Genomic DNA, 18,593 nt, shown 5'->3' on the forward strand with positions numbered 1-18,593 from the left:
GTTGGCACCTACCAGAGCACACCGGCCCCCGGGTAGCGTCGGGCCATGCCCGGCGCGTGGATCGCTCAGTTCCCCGCCGCGCCCATCCCATCCACCGCTTGCCGGCCGAGCGCCGGGTCATCGGTGAAGAACGCATCGATGCCCGTCGCCAGGTAAGCCCGCATCTCGGCGATCGATCCCTCGGCATTGCGCGCGCTGTCGGCACCCTTGCGCAGGTTGCTGGGCTGGAAGTGGTTTTCCGGGCGGAAGGTGTACGGAACCACCATCAGGCCAGCGGCATGCGCATCACGTACCAGCGAGGTCGGCGTGCCCAGCGCGCCCTTGGCATCCAGTGGAATGATCGAACGCAGCTCGGGGCCGATGCCATCGGCGTAGCCGGCAATGTCCTTCAGGCCGGCCGGGGCCATCATCTGCGCATAGGTCAGCGTGCCGCCGGCCTTGGCGATGTCGGCCGGCTGGGTATCGCCCTTCCACAGCAGCTGCAGCAGCCGGATGTTGCTGCCCCGGCCGATCCTGCCGCGCAGGTAGCGCAGGTTGGCGGTCTCGAACGACTGGATCGTGACCGGCCCGACATTGGTGTACGCGTTGCCACGCAGTGCGGCCAGCAGCTTGTCTTCCATCGGCAGGCCGATGGACTGGAAGTAGGTCGGGTGCTTGATCTCCGGCACCAGGCCGATGCCGCGGTTGGCACGCCCGGCCTGCTGCACCAGGAAGGCCAGGATCTCGTCCAGGCTGGCGATGCGGAACTGCCCGTCGTAGGCAGTGCTGCGCAGTTCCGGCAGGCGCTCGCGCGCATAGAGGGTCTTCAGCTCGGCCAGTGTGAAGTCTTCGGTGAACCAGCCGTCGACCTTCTGACCATCGATCACCTTGCTGGTGCGGCGGCTGGCGAACTCTGGATGCGAAGCGACGTCGGTGGTGCCGCCGATCTCGTTCTCGTGGCGGGCCACCATCACCCCGTCCCTGGTCATCACCAGGTCCGGTTCGATGTAGTCGGCGCCATCGGCGATCGCCTGCGCGTACGACGCCAGGGTGTGCTCGGGCAGCAGTGCGCTTGCCCCGCGATGGCCGTAGACCGACACCTTGGGTGCGGCCGGGGTGGAGGATTCAGCACTCATGGCTACCGATGGTGCCACGGCCAGCGACAACAGCAACGCACAACCCCACGACTTCACTGCGACTTCCCCAAGCGGTATGTGATGGCCGTCAGTATGCGGCGGCAATGTGACAGGTGGGGGAAGCCTGCACCTGTAGAGCCGAGCACGGGCTCGGCTCTGCAGTTACTTGCCGATGCAGAAGCTCGAGAAGATCCTTCCCAGCAGATCATCCGCACTCATCTGCCCGGTGATCTCGCCCAGTGCGTCATGGGCCAGCCGCAATTCCTCGGCGGCCAGTTCCAGGTGCTCATGCGCCAGTTCGCGATCGGCGCGCTGCGCGTGTTCCTGCGCTCGCTCGATCGCGTCCACATGGCGCGTGCGCGCGGAGAACTCGCCATCCACCTGCTCCCCTGCCCCGGCCGAGGCAATCGAACGCAGGCGCGCATGCAGGTCGTCCAGCCCGGCGCCGGTGGCTGCCGAAACGAATACGCGGTCCGGGTCGTCCAGCGCCGGCAGCACACCGAGCAGGTCCGACTTGTTGTGGATGTAGATCTTGTGCGGCACCGCTGCCACGGCGTCACCCAACGCCGCCTGCCCGGCCGCCGGATCGCGCGCATCCAGCACGATCAACGCCAGGTCGGTGCGCTCGATTTCCATGTGCGCGCGGCGCATGCCTTCGCGTTCGATGGCATCGCCACCGTCGCGCAGGCCGGCGGTGTCGACCAGGGTCAGCTCCAGGCCATCCAGGCGGATGGTCTCGCGCAGCGTGTCGCGGGTGGTGCCGGCGATGTCGGTAACGATGGCGCGCTCGCTGCCGGCCAGCGCATTGAGCAGTGAACTCTTGCCGGCGTTCGGCGGACCGATCAGCACCGCGTGCAGGCCATCGCGCAGGCGACGGCCGCGTTCGGCGTCGCGGCGCAGCAGGGCCAGATCACTGCGCGCCTGCTCCAGCCCACGCCGCACCTGCGCACCGCCGAGGGTATCCAGCGGTTCGTCGGCGAAGTCGATGGCTGCTTCCACGTGGATGCGCAACAGCACCAACTGCTCGACCACGGCGTCGATGCGCCGCGAGAACACACCATCCAGCGAACGTCGCGCGGCGCGTGCGGCGCGGTTGTCGCCGGCCGCGATCAGGTCGGCGATGGCCTCGGCCTGGGCCAGGTCGAGCTTGCCGTTGAGGAACGCGCGTTCGCTGAACTCACCCGGCCGCGCCTGGCGCGCACCGAGCGCAATGCAGCGCGCGACCAGTTGCTGCAGCAGTACCGGGCTGCCGTGCCCCTGCAGTTCCACCACCTCTTCGCCTGTGAAGCTGTTCGGCGCCGGGAACCACAGCACGATGCCATCGTCGATGACGTCGCCATCGGCGTCGCGCAGGCGCGCATAGTGTGCATGGCGCGGGCGCAGTGCAGGCGCACCCAGCGCGCGGGCGATCGCCGCAGCGCGCGAACCGGACAGGCGCAGAAGGCCGACACCGCCAGCGCCCGGAGCGCTGGCGATGGCCACGATGGTGTCGGTACGGATCGCGTCGTTCATGGTTCAGAGTTTCTCCAGCTGCGCGCGTGCCTGCGCGGCACCACTGCCCTGCGGCTGCAGCGCCAGGTAGGTCGTGTAGGCCTGCTTCGCCTTGGCCTTGTCGCCGGCGTTGAAGTAGGCATCGCCCAGGTTGAGATAGGCCACCGCACGCGACGGATCGATCTTCAGCGTGTTCTCCAGCCAGCGTGCGGCTTCAGCGTAGCGCTGCTGACGGTAGTAGACGAAGCCGAGGTTGTTGGCGGCCTGGGCAAAGTCCGGACGCAGCTTCAGCGCTTCGGTGAACTGCGCGGCTGCCTCGTCGTACTGCTTCTCGCGGTACAGCTGCAGGCCACGGTCGTTGGCCTGCTGCGCGCGCTGGCGGTCGGACGCCGGTCCGGCGGAGGGCACTACCAGCTTGGCCTTGCCGCCCTGCAGGTCAGCCACCGTCACCGGTGCCTGGCTGCCCTTGGCCTCGCTGGCGGCCTCCACCTTGTTGTTCAGCGCGATCGCATCGGCGGTCAGCTGGCGCGTATCGGCATTGAGGAATTCCTGGCTGTCCGGCACCTGGAACACGAACTCGCCGCCCTGCGAACCGGGCAGGCTGCCGAAGGCCGGGGTCTGGTGCGAAACGGCTGAGACGGCCGGCGCCACGTAGGCGGCCAGCTCGGTACCGGTGATCAGGCCATCGCCGTTGAGGTCACCCTTGCCGGCCAGCGCCTGCAGCAGCACCCAGGTGAACACCGAGTGGCCGTTGGGGCCGGCATCGGCCACCTGCTGGTCGGCGCCGCCGGCGGTCAGCATCTGCCGCGCGCTGCGACGTGCGTTCTCGCGCAGGAACGACGACGACGACGGGCCGCCACGGGTCAGGCCCAGGCCGCTGTAGCAGGCATCCATCACGAACAACACATGCTTGGCCTGCATGCTTTCGGCGATGTTCTGGATGTCGGTCATCGCAATCGCGTCGGTGGCGAATTCCTTCGGATCCGAATCGACCGGGATGATGTAGCCGAGGTCGCGCCCGGAGGCGAGCTGGCGGGTCGCGCCGTGGCCAGCGAAGAATACGAACACGCGGTCGTTCTTCCCGGTGCGATCGTCAGCCAGGCGGTCGTGGAAGGCCGCGAGGATGTTGTTGCGCGTGGCCTGCTCGTTCTTCAGCACGATCACCTGCGAGGACGGGAAGCCGAACTGCCCGGTCAGGGTATCGGCCACCGCCTGCGCATCATGGCTGGCGTATTCCAGCTTCGGCCACTTGGCGTAGTTGTCGATGCCGACCACGATCGCCCACGACTTCTCGTAGCCGGTGGTGACGGTGGCGGCAGCGGCATCACCCTTGCGCGCACGGGCCACGGTGAAGTCGCGGCCGTTCCAGCCGGCAAACTGGTAACCCTCGGCGATCAGCCGGTCGAGGATCTGCGGCAGCGCCTTCACTGCGCGATCGTGGATGTCATGGAACAGGATGATGCCGCGCTGCTCCTTGTTCACCTGGTCGAGTACGCGCTGCACGATCGATTCCGGCACCGGGTCAGCCCAGTCCATCGAGTCGATGTTCCACATGATCGACTTCAGCCCGGCTTCGTTGAGCAGCTGCAGGCCTTCGGCATTGCGCGCGCCGTACGGGAAGCGGAACAGCGGCGCGCGCTTGCTGTCGACATCCTTCAGCAGCGTGTCGGTGTCCAGCACCTGCTGGCGCAGGGCGTCGCCGGTGGTGCGCGACAGCTGGGCGTGGGTCAGGCTGTGGTTGCCGACCGCATAGCCCTGTTCCATCAGGTTGCGGCTGATCTTCGCCATCGGGCCGAGGCTGACCTTGCCATCGGCCTCGACCTTGCCCAGGTTGCGGCCCACTTCGAAGAACACGCCCGGCACGTCGTAACGCTTGAGGATGGCCACCACTTCATCGGTGTAGGCCTTGTGCGGGCCATCGTCGAAGGTCAGCACCACCGTCTTGGCCGGCAGGTCGCGGCCGAAGATCTCACGGTCGCTGTCCTTCATCGACATCGGATACGGCTCGATCACCCCGTAGTCGCGCAGGATCGCTTCACGGCTGTAGTCCTTGTGCAGGTGGGCGATGTAGTCGTCCCATTTCTCGCGCTTCAGTTCGATGGCGCGGGTGCGCTCGAAGCGGCTGAAGATGCGGGTCAGTTCCTGGTTGTAGTTGCGCTCGATCTCATCGAGCGCTTCCAGATCCTCACCGATGCGCTGGTGCAGCTTCACCGCCGGCAGCGAGGAATCGGTGCCGACCCGCTCATGCAGGTCACGCAGCACTTCACGGAAGGCCAGGCGATCGGCGTCGAACAGTTCCGGCGCAGACTCGATGTAGTCCAGCACCGTGCCGAGAGTGGCAAAGCGCTGCGGGCTGGAACCGCGCAGCAGGGTGTCGAACTGCGCGGCGATGGTCGTGCGCTGTTCCAGGCCATCGTGGAACAGCTGCTGTCCCACACGCGTGGAGGTGCCGCGGTCGGCGGTCGACTGCTGCTCCTCGTCGGCCAGCAGCACGATGATCCGGCGGTAGCCATCGAGCTGCTTCTGCAGCGCCGCCAGCAACGGCGCAGCGGCAGGATCGGCGGCGGCCGCAGCCTGCGCGCTCGCCTGGGTGACCGTGCTCGCCGGCACCTTCGCGTCCTTGTCGCCACAGCCCGCTACGGCCAGGGTCAACAGCAGCGAGGGCAGGAACAGGCGGAACGACGACGCACGCATGGCGGACTCGAAGATGGGAGGAACGGTATGCAGGCGATTCTAACGCCGCATGCGAAAAGCCCGCCTTGCGGCGGGCTTCTGCTGGGGTCGGCCGGCCCGTGGCCGGCTCTGCCGATTACTTCTTCTTGACCGGGGCCGGAGCGGTGGTGGCCGGGACCGGCTCGCCGCCATGGCGCTTGGTCATCCACCACTGCTGCAGCAGGCCCAGGCCGCCGTTGACCACCCAGTACAGGACCAGGCCGGACGGCATGAAGGCCATCATGACGCCGAACACCAGCGGCATGAACTGCATCATCTTCTGCTGCATCGGGTCCATGCCCGGTGCCGGGGTCAGCTTCTGGGTGAACCACATCACCGCCACGTTGATCACCGGCAGGATGAAGTACGGGTCGCGTGCAGTGAGGTCCTGGATCCAGCCGAACCAGGGCGCCTGGCGCAGTTCGACCGATTCCACCAGCACCCAGTACAGGGCGAAGAAGATCGGCATCTGGATGAGGATCGGCAGGCAGCCGCCCATCGGATTGATCTTTTCCTTCTTGTACAGCTCCATCATCGCGGTCTGGAACTTCTGGCGGTCATCGCCATAGCGTTCCTTCAGCTGCGCGATGCGCGGCTGGAAGCGACGCATCTTGGCACCGCTCTTGTACTGGGTCGCCGACAGCGGGTACAGCACCAGCTTCAGCAGCACCACCAGGCCGACGATCGCCCAGCCCCAGTTGCCGACCAGCTTGTGCACCTGGTTCAGCACCCAGAACAGGCCCTGGCCGATCACCGCCATCATCGAGAAGCGGCTGTAGTCGACCACGCGGTCCAGGCCCGGCACGTCTTCCTTGGCAATCAGGTTGACCAGCTTCGGGCCGACCCACAGGCGGGCTTCGGTGCTGGTGGACTGGCCCGGGGCCACGGTGAAGGCCGGGCCACGCGCTTCGATCAGGTCACGACCGGCCACCTGCGACAGTACGTAGTGTGCGGTCTGGTCCTTCTGCGGGATCCAGGCGGTGAAGAAGTGGTGCTGCAGCATCGCCAGCCAGCCGCCGGTGATGTTCTGGTTGAGCGTGCCGTCTTCCAGGTAGTCCTTGAACGCACGACGCTGGTACTTCTTGTCGTTGTCGTACCAGGTGGCACCGTTGAAGCTGAAGGAGTCCGGGTTGGTCATGCTCCGCGACAGGATGGTCGGGGTGCGGTCCAGGGTGCGGTAGACGTAGCCGTTCCACGGCGCGGCGCCGGCATTGCTGACTTCGTCCTTGAAGCGCACGGCGTACTCGTTGCGCGAGACAGTCAGGGTGCGCTTGATGGTCACGCCGTTGTCGGCAGTCCACACGAACGGGATCTGCAGCTCGTTCTGGCCCTTGGCCAGCACGAAGTCCTTGGTGTCACCGACCAGCTTGAAGCCGTCGGCGCCGGGAACCGGGGTGTTCTTGTCTTCGCTGGCCCAGCCACTGATCGCGCTGTACGGATGCGCGGGGTCTTCGGTCAGCAGGCGAACCGGCGGGCTGCCTTCGTCCTTGGTCTGCGGGAACTGCAGCAGCTCGGCGTCGAGCACGCGGCCACCATCAAGCACCAGGCGCAGCACGTCCGTGGTGACGGTCACGCGCTGGCTGGCCGGGGTGGCACTGGCCTGCGCCTGCACAGCGGCCTGGCCCGGGGCGCCCGGGACCTGTGCACTGGGAATGCTGCCCGAGGCAGCGCCCGGAACACTCTGTACGGCAGCCGGGGCCGACGTGGTCGTCGGTGGCGGGGTCGGAGCAGCCTTTTCACGGCTCCACTCCATCCACAGCAGCACGGCCACCATCAGCCAGGCAAAAATGAGGAATACGCGGGTCTGGTTCATCAGCGGACAGGCTCGGCGGGGCCGGGACGCGATGCCGGCTCGGTCAAAGAAGGAGTTGCGATGCCATCAGGCGGCGGCATTGTGCCGTCCACGCCCGGCGCGGGCAATGCACGCAGGCGACGCAGCAGGCGCAGGAAGGCCTGGCGGATCTCGTCGTTGCTGGCGGAACGCGCAGCACTACGGGCCACGACGACGAAGTCGCCTGGCTGGATATCGGTACGTGTCTGACGCAGGATGTCGCGCAGGACGCGCTTGATCCGGTTACGCCCAACGGCGTTCGGATCGACCTTGCGGGAAACCGCCAGACCCAGCCTGGCCGGCCGGTCAGCCGGCAGCCAGTGCAGGGTCATCAGCGGATCGGACACACGGCGGGCGCCGTTGAAGACCGTTGAGTATTCGGCACGCGTGCGAACCCGCGCAGAGCGAGGGAATCGCTTGCGCGGGTCTGCAGTATTCACTGTCGAAGGGATTGCGTCTGCCGCAGGGTGCGGCATGGCAATCAGGCGCTCAGGACTTTGCGGCCCTTGGCGCGGCGACGCGACAGGATCTTGCGGCCGTCAGCGGTCTTCATACGGGCACGGAAGCCGTGGTCGCGCTTACGCTTGAGGTTGCTGGGCTGGTAGGTGCGCTTCGTGGCCATTGGGGGCCTCTCGTATGAATGGGACGGAAAGAACCGGAAATTCTAGAGAGGTCTCCCCCCTCACGTCAACCCCTGGGGACTACGCGAATTCACCGGGCTGTGCAATAGCTGTGGATGTTTTTGTGAATAAGTAGGGGACAAGCATTCCGAAGGCGGGCGCTCGGTGGTAGTCTGAGCCATCCATTTCCCCCCTTTCCGGCCTGTGTTTGGGCGCCTTGTCGCGTCCATGCCCCGGCCACCGGACGATTATTGCTGATGGATGCCTGGTCCCGTAGTCTCGAGCGCCTCGAAGCGGAGTTCCCGCCGGAAGACGTTCATACCTGGTTGAAGCCGCTGCAGGCCGATCTGCGCGTGGACAGCCTGGTGCTGTATGCACCGAATGCCTTCATCGTCGACCAGGTCCGCGAGCTGTACCTGGCCCGGATCCGCGAGCTGCTGGCGCATTTCGCCGGTTTCAGCGACGTTTTTCTTGAAATCGGCTCGCGCCCGCGCCCCGTGGAGGCGCAGAACGCGCCGGTTTCCACGCCGTCGGCGCATGTGTCCAGCGAACCGCAGGTGCCGTTCGCCGGCAACCTGGACAGCCACTACACGTTCGCCAACTTCGTCGAAGGCCGCAGCAACCAGCTGGGCCTGGCCGCCGCCTTCCAGGCAGCGCAGAAGCCGGGCGACCGGGCGCACAACCCGCTGCTGCTGTACGGAGGCACGGGCCTGGGCAAGACCCACCTGATGTTCGCCGCCGGCAACGCCATGCGCCAGGCCAATCCAGGTGCAAAGGTGTTGTACCTGCGTTCGGAACAGTTCTTCAGCGCCATGATCCGGGCCCTGCAGGAAAAGACCATGGATCAGTTCAAGCGCCAGTTCCAGCAGGTGGACGCGCTCTTGATCGATGACATCCAGTTCTTCGCCGGCAAGGACCGCACGCAGGAAGAGTTCTTCCACACCTTCAACGCGTTGTTCGATGGCAAGCAGCAGATCATCCTGACCTGCGACCGCTATCCGCGCGAGGTCGAAGGCCTGGAAGCGCGCCTGAAGTCGCGGCTTGCCTGGGGCCTGTCGGTCGCGATCGAACCGCCGGACTTCGAGACCCGCGCCGCGATCGTGCTGGCCAAGGCGCGCGAACGCGGTGCCGAGATTCCCGATGATGTTGCGTTCCTGATCGCCAAGAAGATGCGCTCCAACGTGCGCGACCTCGAGGGCGCGCTCAATACCCTGACCGCCCGCGCCAACTTCACCGGCCGCGCGATCACCACCGAATTCGCCCAGGAAACCCTGCGCGACCTGCTGCGCGCCCAGCAGCAGGCGATCAGCATTCCCAACATCCAGAAGACCGTTGCCGACTACTACGGCCTGCAGATCAAGGATCTGCTGTCGAAGCGTCGGACCCGCTCGCTCGCTCGCCCCCGCCAGGTCGCCATGGCCCTGACCAAGGAACTGACCGAGCACAGCCTGCCCGAGATCGGCGACGCCTTTGCCGGTCGCGATCACACCACGGTGCTGCATGCCTGCCGCCAGATCCGGACCCTGATGGAAACCGACGGCAAGCTCCGCGAAGACTGGGACAAGCTGATCCGGAAGCTGAGCGAATGATGCACGGATGCCGATGAGGCGTCATCGCACAAAACGGTGCAGAATCCGGTAGCAAGCGCGGGACACGTTGTGGATAAAAATGGCGTCTGAAATCCCGTCGAATTTATCCACAGCTTTCCCCACCCCTTGGGGGTCGGTAATACAGAGGGTTTCGATGCCTGAAACTCCTTTATTTACAAAGACTTAGCATTGTTTTCCAGCGATTCTGTCTCTACCAGCACCACCAAGCTTTTGATTTATTCCACATTTTTTAAAGCATAGGGGCACGGAACCACATGCGTTTCACACTGCAGCGCGAAGCCTTTCTCAAGCCGTTGGCACAGGTCGTCAACGTGGTCGAACGCCGCCAGACCCTTCCGGTTCTGGCCAATTTCCTGGTCCAGGTGCAGAACGGCCAGCTGTCGCTGACCGGTACCGACCTGGAAGTGGAGATGGTGTCGCGGATCGCGGTTGAAGACGCCCAGGACGGCGAAACCACCATTCCCGCCCGCAAACTGTTCGAGATCATCCGTGCCCTGCCCGATGGCAGCCGGATCACCGTCTCGCAGACCGGAGACAAGATCACCGTGCAGGCTGGTCGTAGCCGCTTCACCCTGGCAACCCTGCCCTCCAATGACTTCCCGTCGGTTGACGAAGTGGAAGCCACTGAGCGCGTGGCCATCGGCGAAGCGACTCTGAAGGAGCTCATCGAGCGCACCGCGTTCGCGATGGCGCAGCAGGACGTGCGCTATTACCTCAATGGCCTGCTGTTCGATCTGCGCGGTGACGCCCTGCGTACCGTTGCCACCGACGGCCACCGTCTGGCGCTGTGTGAAACCGACCTGGCCAAGCCGAGCGGTTCCAAGCGCCAGATCATCGTGCCGCGCAAGGGCGTGACCGAGCTGCAGCGCCTGCTGGAAAGCGGTGATCGCGAGATCGAGCTGGAAGTCGGCCGCAGCCACGTCCGCGTCAAGCGCGACGATGTCACCTTCACCTCCAAGCTGATCGATGGCCGCTTCCCGGATTACGAAGCGGTGATTCCGATCGGTGCCGACCGTGAAGTGAAGGTTGATCGTGAAGCGCTGCGCGCCTCGCTGCAGCGCGCTGCGATCCTGTCCAACGAGAAGTACCGCGGCATCCGCGTGGAAGTGTCGCCGGGCAACCTGAAGATCAGCGCGCACAACCCGGAGCAGGAGGAAGCCCAGGAAGAGATCGAAGCCGATACCACGGTCAGCGATCTGGCCATCGGCTTCAACGTGAACTACCTGCTGGATGCCCTCTCCGCCCTGCGCGATGAGGAAGTCATCATCCAGCTGCGCGACTCCAACTCCTCGGCGCTGGTGCGTGAGTCCAGTAGCGAGAAGTCGCGCCACGTGGTCATGCCGCTGCGTCTCTGACATCAGCCCGGTTCCACGTGGAACATAACGACGCCCGGGAAGCTCCCGGGCGTTTTTTTTTACGTTCCACGTGGATCATCGGGCTGAACCCTTTCCAGCACGGAATTCGAACGGACACCATCTTCCTTGATGGACCCGGTTGCGTGCGCTTTGCTTCCCAGGCCGAACTGGCGACGGGACTTTGAGTCGATGCCAGGGACTGCCTCCGAATCATGTTTGATCGGGGCCGGTACCTGGGGTCTCAACGCAGTTGCTATGGACCTGTCTGGTCGGGTGCCGAAGCGCATCCACGCTGCGGCGACCGTGCTCGCTGTTCCTGAAATCCTCTCTGTCCACAGGACCCATTCGGGACAGATCGGGCCAAGCCTAGCTTCTAAATCTGGGTATAAATCTAAAGCATGGTGGTGATGGTAGAGCCAGATTTCGTGGAAAAATGTGTTATCTGCATGATTTAAAAGGAATTTATTAGGGTGAAACCCCCTGTATAGAGGCGCCTCAGGCTGGGGGGGAACCTGTGGATAGTTTCCAGACCCAGGCAAAAGGGCCTTTTTATCCACAGATTGCCCATACCTTGTGTATAAGTCATACAGTCCCGCTGTGGACAGCGTGAAACGAATGGTCCGGATTCTTTGAAATCTGTGGAACCTCCCGGGGCATCGGATCTCAGATTTGGAGGAATCCGGGCGCCCGCCCGCTCACCCGGCCGGGCAAGCGCTCATCAAACACCTGCGGCCGTGGTCCTGAAATCTTGAAATCTGGCGGGCCACGCCCCGCAACCCTGTGCAGAATTGAAGGAATTTCAGCTGCGTCCGGAGCTGGAAACGGGCATGCCGGTGAACCGGCGCCACGTGGAACCCGCGATCAGTTGGTGAGCGGGAGCTTCTGCTCCGCATCGATGCGGGTGCAGCGCGTCCGGCTTGACCGATGCAGTAAGCTGATGGATTCCCTGCCCCTCTACCGCCTCGAGCGGATGGTCGTTCGCGCCCCATGCTTATCCGCCGCCTCGCCTTGCACCAACTGCGTCGCTTCAGTGCGGTGGATCTCTTGCCCCAGCCGGGGCTGAACCTGCTCACTGGCGACAACGGTGCCGGCAAGACCAGCGTGCTGGAGGCCCTGCATCTGATGGCCTATGGCCGGAGCTTCCGCGGCAGGGTTCGCGATGGACTGGTGCGCCAGGGCCAGGAGGCGCTGGAGATCTTCGTGGAATGGGACGAACAGCGTGCCGACCACGCGCCGCATCGCCGAAAGGCCGGCCTGCGCCACAGTGGGCAGGACTGGAAGGGACGATTGGACGGTGAAGATGTGGCTCAGCTCGGCAACCTCTGCGCAGCGCTGGCGGTAGTGACGTTTGAGCCCGGCAGCCATGCGCTGGTCAGCGGCGGTGGCGAGCCCCGCCGTCGCTTTCTGGATTGGGGTTTGTTCCACGTGGAACCTGATTTCCTGTCCTTGTGGCGCCGCTATTCAAGGGCGCTGAAGCAGCGCAATGCCCTGCTCAAGCAGGGCGGCCCGTCGCGGATGCTGGACACCTGGGATCACGAGTTGGCTGAGGCCGGAGAGCCCCTTACCAGCCGGCGTCAGCACTACCTCGAGCGGCTGCAGCAGCGTGCCGTGGCGCTGGCTGCCAGTTTGGCGCCGCAACTCGGCATCCAGGCCCTGGAACTCAGTCCGGGCTGGCGTCGGCATGAGCTTCCCCTGGCAGATGCTCTGCTTCTGGCCCGGGATCGTGACCGCCAGGCCGGGTACACCTCGGTTGGGCCGCACCGGGCGGACTGGAGCGTGGATTTCCACAGCATTCCTGGTCGCGATGCACTGTCACGCGGTCAGGCCAAGCTGACCGCATTGGCGTGCCTGCTGGCGCAGGCCGAGGACTATGCAGAACAGCGCGGCGAATGGCCGGTGATCGCACTGGACGATCTGGCCTCCGAACTGGATCGGACCCACCAGGCGCGGGTATTGGAGCGCCTGCTCACCGGCCCGGCGCAGATCTTCGTCACCGCTACTGAGCCTCCGGCGGCCCTGCAGGAATTGACCCAGATCGCCCGGTTCCACGTGGAACATGCACAGATCGTGGCTGTGCCATAGTGGGCACATCAGGGCCACTCGACCCCGGCTGGTATAATTCGGGTTGGAATCCTTTCATTCTCGGCACATCGCCCCAAGCGGTGCCCGACCTGCGGAGCCTACGGCAAGCGCAATGAGCGACGAACAGAACACCCCGGCAAACAACGGCAATTACGACGCCAACAGCATTACCGCCCTGGAAGGCCTGGAGGCTGTCCGCAAGCGACCCGGCATGTACATCGGTGACGTGCATGACGGCACCGGTCTGCACCACATGGTGTTCGAGGTTGTCGACAACTCGATTGACGAAGCGCTGGCCGGCCACGCCGACCATGTCGCGGTGACGATCCACGCTGACGGCTCGGTCTCGGTGTCCGACAACGGCCGCGGCATTCCGACCGGCAAGCACGAGCAGATGAGCGCCAAGCTCGGTCGCGAGGTCTCCGCCGCCGAGGTGGTGATGACCGTCCTGCATGCAGGCGGCAAGTTCGACGACAACAGCTACAAGGTTTCCGGCGGCCTGCACGGCGTCGGCGTCAGCGTGGTCAACGCGCTGTCGCAGAAGCTGCTGGTGGACGTGTTCCAGAACGGCTCCCACTACCAGCAGGAATTCAGCAACGGCGCAGCCGTGACCCCGCTCGCCAAGCTGGAAGCCACCACCAAGCGTGGCACCACCGTGCGCTTCTGGCCGTCCACCGTCGCCTTCCACGACAACGTGGAATTCCACTACGACATCCTGGCCCGCCGTCTGCGCGAGTTGTCGTTCCTGAACTCCGGCGTCAAGATCGTCCTTGCCGACGAGCGTGGCGACGGCCGTCGCGATGACTTCCACTACGAAGGCGGCATCCGCAGCTTCGTGGAGCATCTGGCCCAGCTGAAGACCCCGCTGCACCCGAATGTCATCTCCGTCACCGGCGAGCACAACGGCATCGTCGTGGAGGTGGCGCTGCAGTGGACCGACTCCTACCAGGAGACGATGTACTGCTTCACCAACAACATCCCGCAGAAGGACGGCGGTACCCACCTCGCCGGTTTCCGCGGTGCGTTGACCCGCGTGCTCAACAACTACATCGAGCAGAACGGCATCGCCAAGCAGGCCAAGATCAACCTGACCGGCGACGACATGCGCGAAGGCATGATCGCGGTGCTGTCGGTGAAGGTGCCGGATCCCAGCTTCTCCAGCCAGACCAAGGAGAAGCTGGTCAGCTCCGACGTGCGTCCGGCGGTGGAAAACGCCTTCGGTGCGCGCCTGGAAGAGTTCCTGCAGGAAAACCCGAACGAAGCCAAGGCGATTGCCGGCAAGATCGTCGACGCCGCGCGTGCACGTGAAGCCGCCCGCAAGGCCCGCGACCTGACCCGCCGCAAGGGCGCGCTGGACATCGCCGGCCTGCCGGGCAAGCTGGCCGACTGCCAGGAAAAGGATCCGGCGCTGTCCGAACTGTTCATCGTCGAGGGTGACTCGGCAGGTGGCTCGGCCAAGCAGGGCCGCAACCGAAAGAACCAGGCGGTGCTGCCGCTGCGCGGCAAGATCCTCAACGTGGAACGCGCGCGCTTCGACCGCATGCTGTCCTCCGACCAGGTCGGTACGCTGATCACCGCGCTGGGCACCGGCATCGGCCGCGACGAGTACAACCCGGACAAGCTGCGTTACCACAAGATCATCATCATGACCGACGCCGACGTCGACGGCGCCCACATCCGCACCCTGCTGCTGACGTTCTTCTACCGTCAGATGCCGGAGCTGATCGAGCGCGGTTACGTCTACATCGGCTTGCCGCCGCTGTACAAGATCAAGCAGGGCAAGCAGGAGCTGTACCTGAAGGATGATCCGGCGCTGGACAGCTACCTGGCCAGCAGTGCGGTGGAAAACGCCGCGCTGGTGCCGGCCACCGGCGAACCGGGCATCGAAGGCCTGGCACTGGAGAAGCTGCTGCTGGCGTACGCCGCCGCGCTCGATTCCATCGAACGCAACGCGCACCGCTATGACCGCAACCTGCTCGAAGCGCTGGTCGATTTCGTGCCGATGGACATGGACAGCCTGCGCAATGCGGGCGAAGGCGAAGGCCTGGATGCGCTGGCCAAGCGCCTCAACCAGGGCAGCCTGGGCAGCCCGCGTTTCAGCCTGGAACTGCAGGACGCCAACGAGGAACGCCCCGCCGCTGTGCTGGTGACCCGTCGCCACATGGGCGAGGAGCACATCCAGGTGCTGCCGATGTCGGCGTTCGAGAGTGGCGAACTGCGTGCGATCCACCAGGCCTCCAAGCTGCTGCACGGCCTGGTGCGCGAAGGTGCAACGATTTCCCGCGGCGCCAAGTCGATCGAAGTCGACAGCTTCGCGAAGGCGCAGAACTGGCTGCTCGAGGAGGCCAAGCGCGGCCGCCAGATCCAGCGATTCAAGGGTCTGGGTGAAATGAATCCGGAGCAGTTGTGGGATACCACGGTGAACCCGGAGACCCGTCGCCTGCTGCAGGTGCGCATCGAGGATGCGGTCGCTGCCGACCAGATCTTCAGCACCCTGATGGGCGATGTCGTCGAGCCGCGTCGCGACTTCATCGAAGACAATGCGCTGAAAGTCGCCAACCTGGATATCTGACACAATCGGGACCTGGCCGGTGCGCGGGGAGCTGCACCGGCCTTCGTCCCTTGAACACAGGTACCTGATGTCCGCATCCACCCCGGTCTCCGCCGCCCCGCCCCCGGTTCCGCCGGTGTCTACCCCACCGCGCGCCGTGGCACCGTTGGCAGGCTTCTTCATCGACCTGGGCATCGCCGCCGTTACCCTGGTCGGCCTGAGCATGGTCTCCGGCCTGTTCTGGGGCTTCTACCGTGCAATCGTGGTCAGCCGCGCCAACGCCGAGGCCAATGGCGGACTGACACCTGACGCTGTCGGCGCGGCAGTGGGCCAGCCCGGTGCCCTGGCGCAGATCCTGATGGCCCTGATCGCCACCGGTGGCGCCGCGCTGCTGCTGTACTTCTGGCGACGCCCGGCAAGCGCCGGCGAACGCATGGCGTCGCGACAGGCGTTGCTGCGGCCGTCCACCTGGGGCTGGACCCTGCTGGTGGCCACGCTGATCGTGCTCGGCAGCAACGGCATCGCCTTCCTTTCCAAGCAGTTCGGCATCGAGCCGGTGCCCACCAACGTGGAACTGATGCAGAGCGCGATCGCTCGCTTCCCGCTGTTCCTGGTGCTGTTTGCGGTCGTCCTCGCCCCCGCCTACGAAGAGCTGCTGTTTCGCCGCGTCCTGTTCGGGCGCCTGTGGCAAGCCGGCCGCCCCTGGCTGGGCCTGATCCTCAGCAGCCTGGCGTTCGCCCTGGTCCATGAAGTGCCCGGTGTCAGCAAGAACTCGCTGCTCGGCATGGCGCAGCTGTGGCTGGTGTACGGTGGCATGGGCGCCGCCTTCTGCTGGCTGTACCGCCGCACCGGCACCCTGTGGGCGGCGATTGCCGCGCATGCGCTGAACAACGCGGTTGCGCTCGCCGCGATGGTGTTCCTGGGGTCAACGTAACGCCGTGCCCGCTTGACGAAAGATTAAGCAGGTACGCTACACACTGCGCACATGAACACGGGGGCGGACCCATGAAACAACTGCTGCTGGCTCTAGTCATCACCACCTTGGTCAGTGCCTGTGCAACCACCACCTCGCCAACCGGACGACGGCAGATGGTGGGCGGTGTGTCGCAGGCACAGCTTGACCAGCTCGGTGCGCAGGCGTTTGCCGAGACCAAGCAGAAAGAGAAGATCAGCACCGATGGCCGCCAGAACGGCTACGTGCAGTGCGTGGTCAATGCGCTGGTCGCACAGCTGCCGCCTCAGTACCGTGGGGTACGGTGGGAGACTGCCGTATTCGTCGACAAGGAACCCAACGCCTTTGCCCTGCCCGGCGGCAAAGTGGGCGTGAACACCGGCATCTTCACCGTCGCCAGGAACCAGGACCAGTTGGCTGCCGTGATCGGTCATGAGATCGGCCACGTGATCGCGCGTCACCACGAGGAACGCATTACCCGGCAGATGGGCGCGCAGACCGGCCTGGCCGTGCTGGGCGCGCTGGCCGGTGCCGCCTATGGCGATGGTGCCGCCAATACGGTCAATCAGCTGGGCGGCATGGGCGCGCAGGCGGCCTTCCTGTTGCCCGGCTCGCGGACCCAGGAAAGCGAGGCGGACGTGATCGGCCAGCGGCTGATGGCGCAGGCCGGATTCAACCCGGCCCAGGCCGTGGATCTGTGGCAGAACATGATGGCCGCCAGCGGCGGTCGAAGCCCGCAATGGCTGTCCACCCACCCCGATCCGGCCAACCGGATCCAGGAGCTGCGACGCGACGCGCCGGGCCTGGCGCCGGTCTATCAGCAGGCCCAGGCGGCCGGGCTGCGGCCAAAGTGCGGATGAGTGCGCAGTTCTATGCTGTATTGCAGCACATAAAACGATTTCTCACGCCATCTGTTTCTGATACGTTTGGCGGCTCAGATTTTTCTGACAGTCCGACTTTGCCGCTATCCGGCGGTTCGATCGAGGTGAACGATGATTTTCCGTAACCACAAAGCTGTGCTTTCCGTCCTCGTCGCGACCGCCCTGACCGGCGCCGTGGTCACCGATGCCTTCGCGCAGTCCTCGCGTTCCTCCGACCGTGGCAGCCGCGGCGGCAGCAGCAAGCAGGCCAAGGCCGAACCGCTGTACCCGAATGCGACCCGCCAGGAGCCGACCGCCAAGGCCTCGGCCAAGATGGGCAGCAAGCTGCAGAAAATGATCGACAGCTACAACAAGGAAAAGTTCCCGGAGACGCGCACGCAGGCTGACGCGATCCTGGCTGACAGCGCCTCCAACGAGTACGACAAGTCGCTGGCCGCGCAGCTGGCCTCGCAGGCCGCCTACCAGACCGACGACACCCCGGCCGCCATCGCCTACCTGAAGCAGGTCATCCAGTTCAACGGCCTGGACAACAACGGCCACTTCCAGTCGATGCTGATGCTGGGCCAGCTGCAGCTGCAGGAAGACCAGACTGCCGAAGGCCTGGCCACCCTGGACAAGTACTTCGCCGAGAGCAAGTCGACCAAGCCGGAAGAGCTGATTGCCAAGGGCCAGGCGCTGTACCAGCTGGAGCGCTACCAGGAAGCGATCCCGGTGCTGAAGCAGGCCATCGCGGGCGCTGCCGAGCCGAAGGACAACTGGAACCAGCTGCTGATGGCGGCCCTTTCCGAAGCCGGCCAGACCGGTGAGGCCGTGCAGGCCGCAGAAGCGCTGGCGGCCAAGAACCCGTCGGACAAGAAGGCCCAGCTGAATCTGGCCAACATGTACATGCAGGCTGACCAGATGCCGAAGGCCGCCGCGGTGATGGACAAGCTGCGCAGCAGCGGCCAGCTCACCGAAGAGCGCGAGTACAAGCAGCTGTACTCGATCTATGCCAACACCGAGAACAAGGAAAAGGACGTCATCGCGGTCATCAACGAAGGGTTGCAGAAGGGCATCCTGAAGCCGGATTACCAGGTCTACCTGGCGCTGGCCCAGTCCTACTACTACTCCGACCAGGTGCCGCAGGCGATCGATGCGTGGCAGAAGGCCGCCCCGCTCTCCAAGGACGGTGAGACCTACCTGAACCTGGCACGCGTCCTGCATGCCGAAGGTCGCGTCCCCGAGGCCAAGCAGGCCGCCCAGCAGGCGCTGGCGAAGGGCGTGAAGAACCAGGCTGATGCCAAAAAAATCATCAACCTGAAGTAAGTAGGAATAACGCCTGAATGCCTGCTCAGTTGATGCGCAGGCGCTCAGGATTGGTATAAGCTTGGAGGTTCCTGCGGTGTCATGCACC

General features: G+C 64.9%; 13 protein-coding genes. 7 read left to right on the plus strand and 6 right to left on the minus strand.

The window, feature by feature from the left end; translation table 11 throughout:
- Positions 1 to 65: 65 nt before the first annotated feature.
- From ACM0PB_RS12510 to rpmH, 6 genes are all read right to left on the minus strand, one after another.
- Positions 66 to 1,172, minus strand: coding sequence for a glycerophosphodiester phosphodiesterase (locus ACM0PB_RS12510; protein WP_164093366.1), 1,107 nt, complete (start codon positions 1,170 to 1,172; stop codon positions 66 to 68).
- A gap of 105 nt (positions 1,173 to 1,277) precedes the next feature.
- Positions 1,278 to 2,627 carry a tRNA uridine-5-carboxymethylaminomethyl(34) synthesis GTPase MnmE gene (gene mnmE, locus ACM0PB_RS12515; protein ID WP_164229743.1) on the minus strand — a complete coding sequence of 450 codons (1,350 nt, stop codon included), beginning with the start codon at positions 2,625 to 2,627 and terminating at the stop codon, positions 1,278 to 1,280.
- A gap of 3 nt (positions 2,628 to 2,630) precedes the next feature.
- The gene (locus ACM0PB_RS12520; RefSeq protein ID WP_065197161.1) at positions 2,631 to 5,300 is read right to left on the minus strand and encodes a polysaccharide deacetylase family protein; all 2,670 of its coding nucleotides are present in this window, start codon (positions 5,298 to 5,300) and stop codon (positions 2,631 to 2,633) included.
- 115 nt (positions 5,301 to 5,415) lie between these two features.
- Positions 5,416 to 7,131, minus strand: coding sequence for a membrane protein insertase YidC (gene yidC / locus ACM0PB_RS12525; RefSeq protein WP_005421214.1), 1,716 nt, complete (start codon positions 7,129 to 7,131; stop codon positions 5,416 to 5,418).
- Positions 7,131 to 7,625 (minus strand): ribonuclease P protein component, encoded by a 495-nt coding sequence (rnpA, locus tag ACM0PB_RS12530; protein ID WP_072168770.1) that lies wholly within the window; start codon positions 7,623 to 7,625, stop codon positions 7,131 to 7,133. Before rnpA ends, yidC begins: the two co-directional genes overlap by 1 nt.
- 5 nt (positions 7,626 to 7,630) lie before the next feature.
- Positions 7,631 to 7,771, minus strand: coding sequence for a 50S ribosomal protein L34 (rpmH, locus tag ACM0PB_RS12535; protein ID WP_005411729.1), 141 nt, complete (start codon positions 7,769 to 7,771; stop codon positions 7,631 to 7,633).
- 255 nt (positions 7,772 to 8,026) lie between these two features.
- On the opposite strand from rpmH, the gene dnaA reads away from it, so the two are divergent.
- From dnaA to ACM0PB_RS12570, 7 genes are all read left to right on the plus strand, one after another.
- Complete coding sequence (dnaA, locus tag ACM0PB_RS12540; RefSeq protein ID WP_014645405.1) at positions 8,027 to 9,358, plus strand: chromosomal replication initiator protein DnaA; 1,332 nt, start codon at positions 8,027 to 8,029, stop codon at positions 9,356 to 9,358.
- Positions 9,359 to 9,633: 275 nt separating this feature from the next.
- Positions 9,634 to 10,734: a DNA polymerase III subunit beta gene (dnaN, locus tag ACM0PB_RS12545; protein WP_005411731.1), complete on the plus strand. Its 1,101-nt coding sequence runs from the start codon at positions 9,634 to 9,636 to the stop codon at positions 10,732 to 10,734.
- A gap of 987 nt (positions 10,735 to 11,721) precedes the next feature.
- Positions 11,722 to 12,816: a DNA replication/repair protein RecF gene (recF, locus tag ACM0PB_RS12550; RefSeq protein ID WP_005421208.1), complete on the plus strand. Its 1,095-nt coding sequence runs from the start codon at positions 11,722 to 11,724 to the stop codon at positions 12,814 to 12,816.
- A gap of 112 nt (positions 12,817 to 12,928) precedes the next feature.
- Positions 12,929 to 15,388, plus strand: coding sequence for a DNA topoisomerase (ATP-hydrolyzing) subunit B (gene gyrB / locus ACM0PB_RS12555; protein WP_005421206.1), 2,460 nt, complete (start codon positions 12,929 to 12,931; stop codon positions 15,386 to 15,388).
- A 67-nt stretch (positions 15,389 to 15,455) separates the two neighbouring features.
- Positions 15,456 to 16,301 (plus strand): CPBP family intramembrane glutamic endopeptidase, encoded by an 846-nt coding sequence (locus tag ACM0PB_RS12560; RefSeq protein WP_032954741.1) that lies wholly within the window; start codon positions 15,456 to 15,458, stop codon positions 16,299 to 16,301.
- Positions 16,302 to 16,372: 71 nt separating this feature from the next.
- On the plus strand, positions 16,373 to 17,179 hold the full coding sequence (locus ACM0PB_RS12565) for a M48 family metallopeptidase (RefSeq protein WP_005421202.1): 807 nt from the start codon (positions 16,373 to 16,375) through the stop codon (positions 17,177 to 17,179).
- A gap of 132 nt (positions 17,180 to 17,311) precedes the next feature.
- The gene (locus ACM0PB_RS12570) at positions 17,312 to 18,505 is read left to right on the plus strand and encodes a tetratricopeptide repeat protein (protein ID WP_005421200.1); all 1,194 of its coding nucleotides are present in this window, start codon (positions 17,312 to 17,314) and stop codon (positions 18,503 to 18,505) included.
- Positions 18,506 to 18,593 lie beyond the last annotated feature (88 nt).

This window comes from Stenotrophomonas sp. AR029 (assembly GCF_047520695.2).
GTDB lineage: Bacteria > Pseudomonadota > Gammaproteobacteria > Xanthomonadales > Xanthomonadaceae > Stenotrophomonas > Stenotrophomonas sepilia.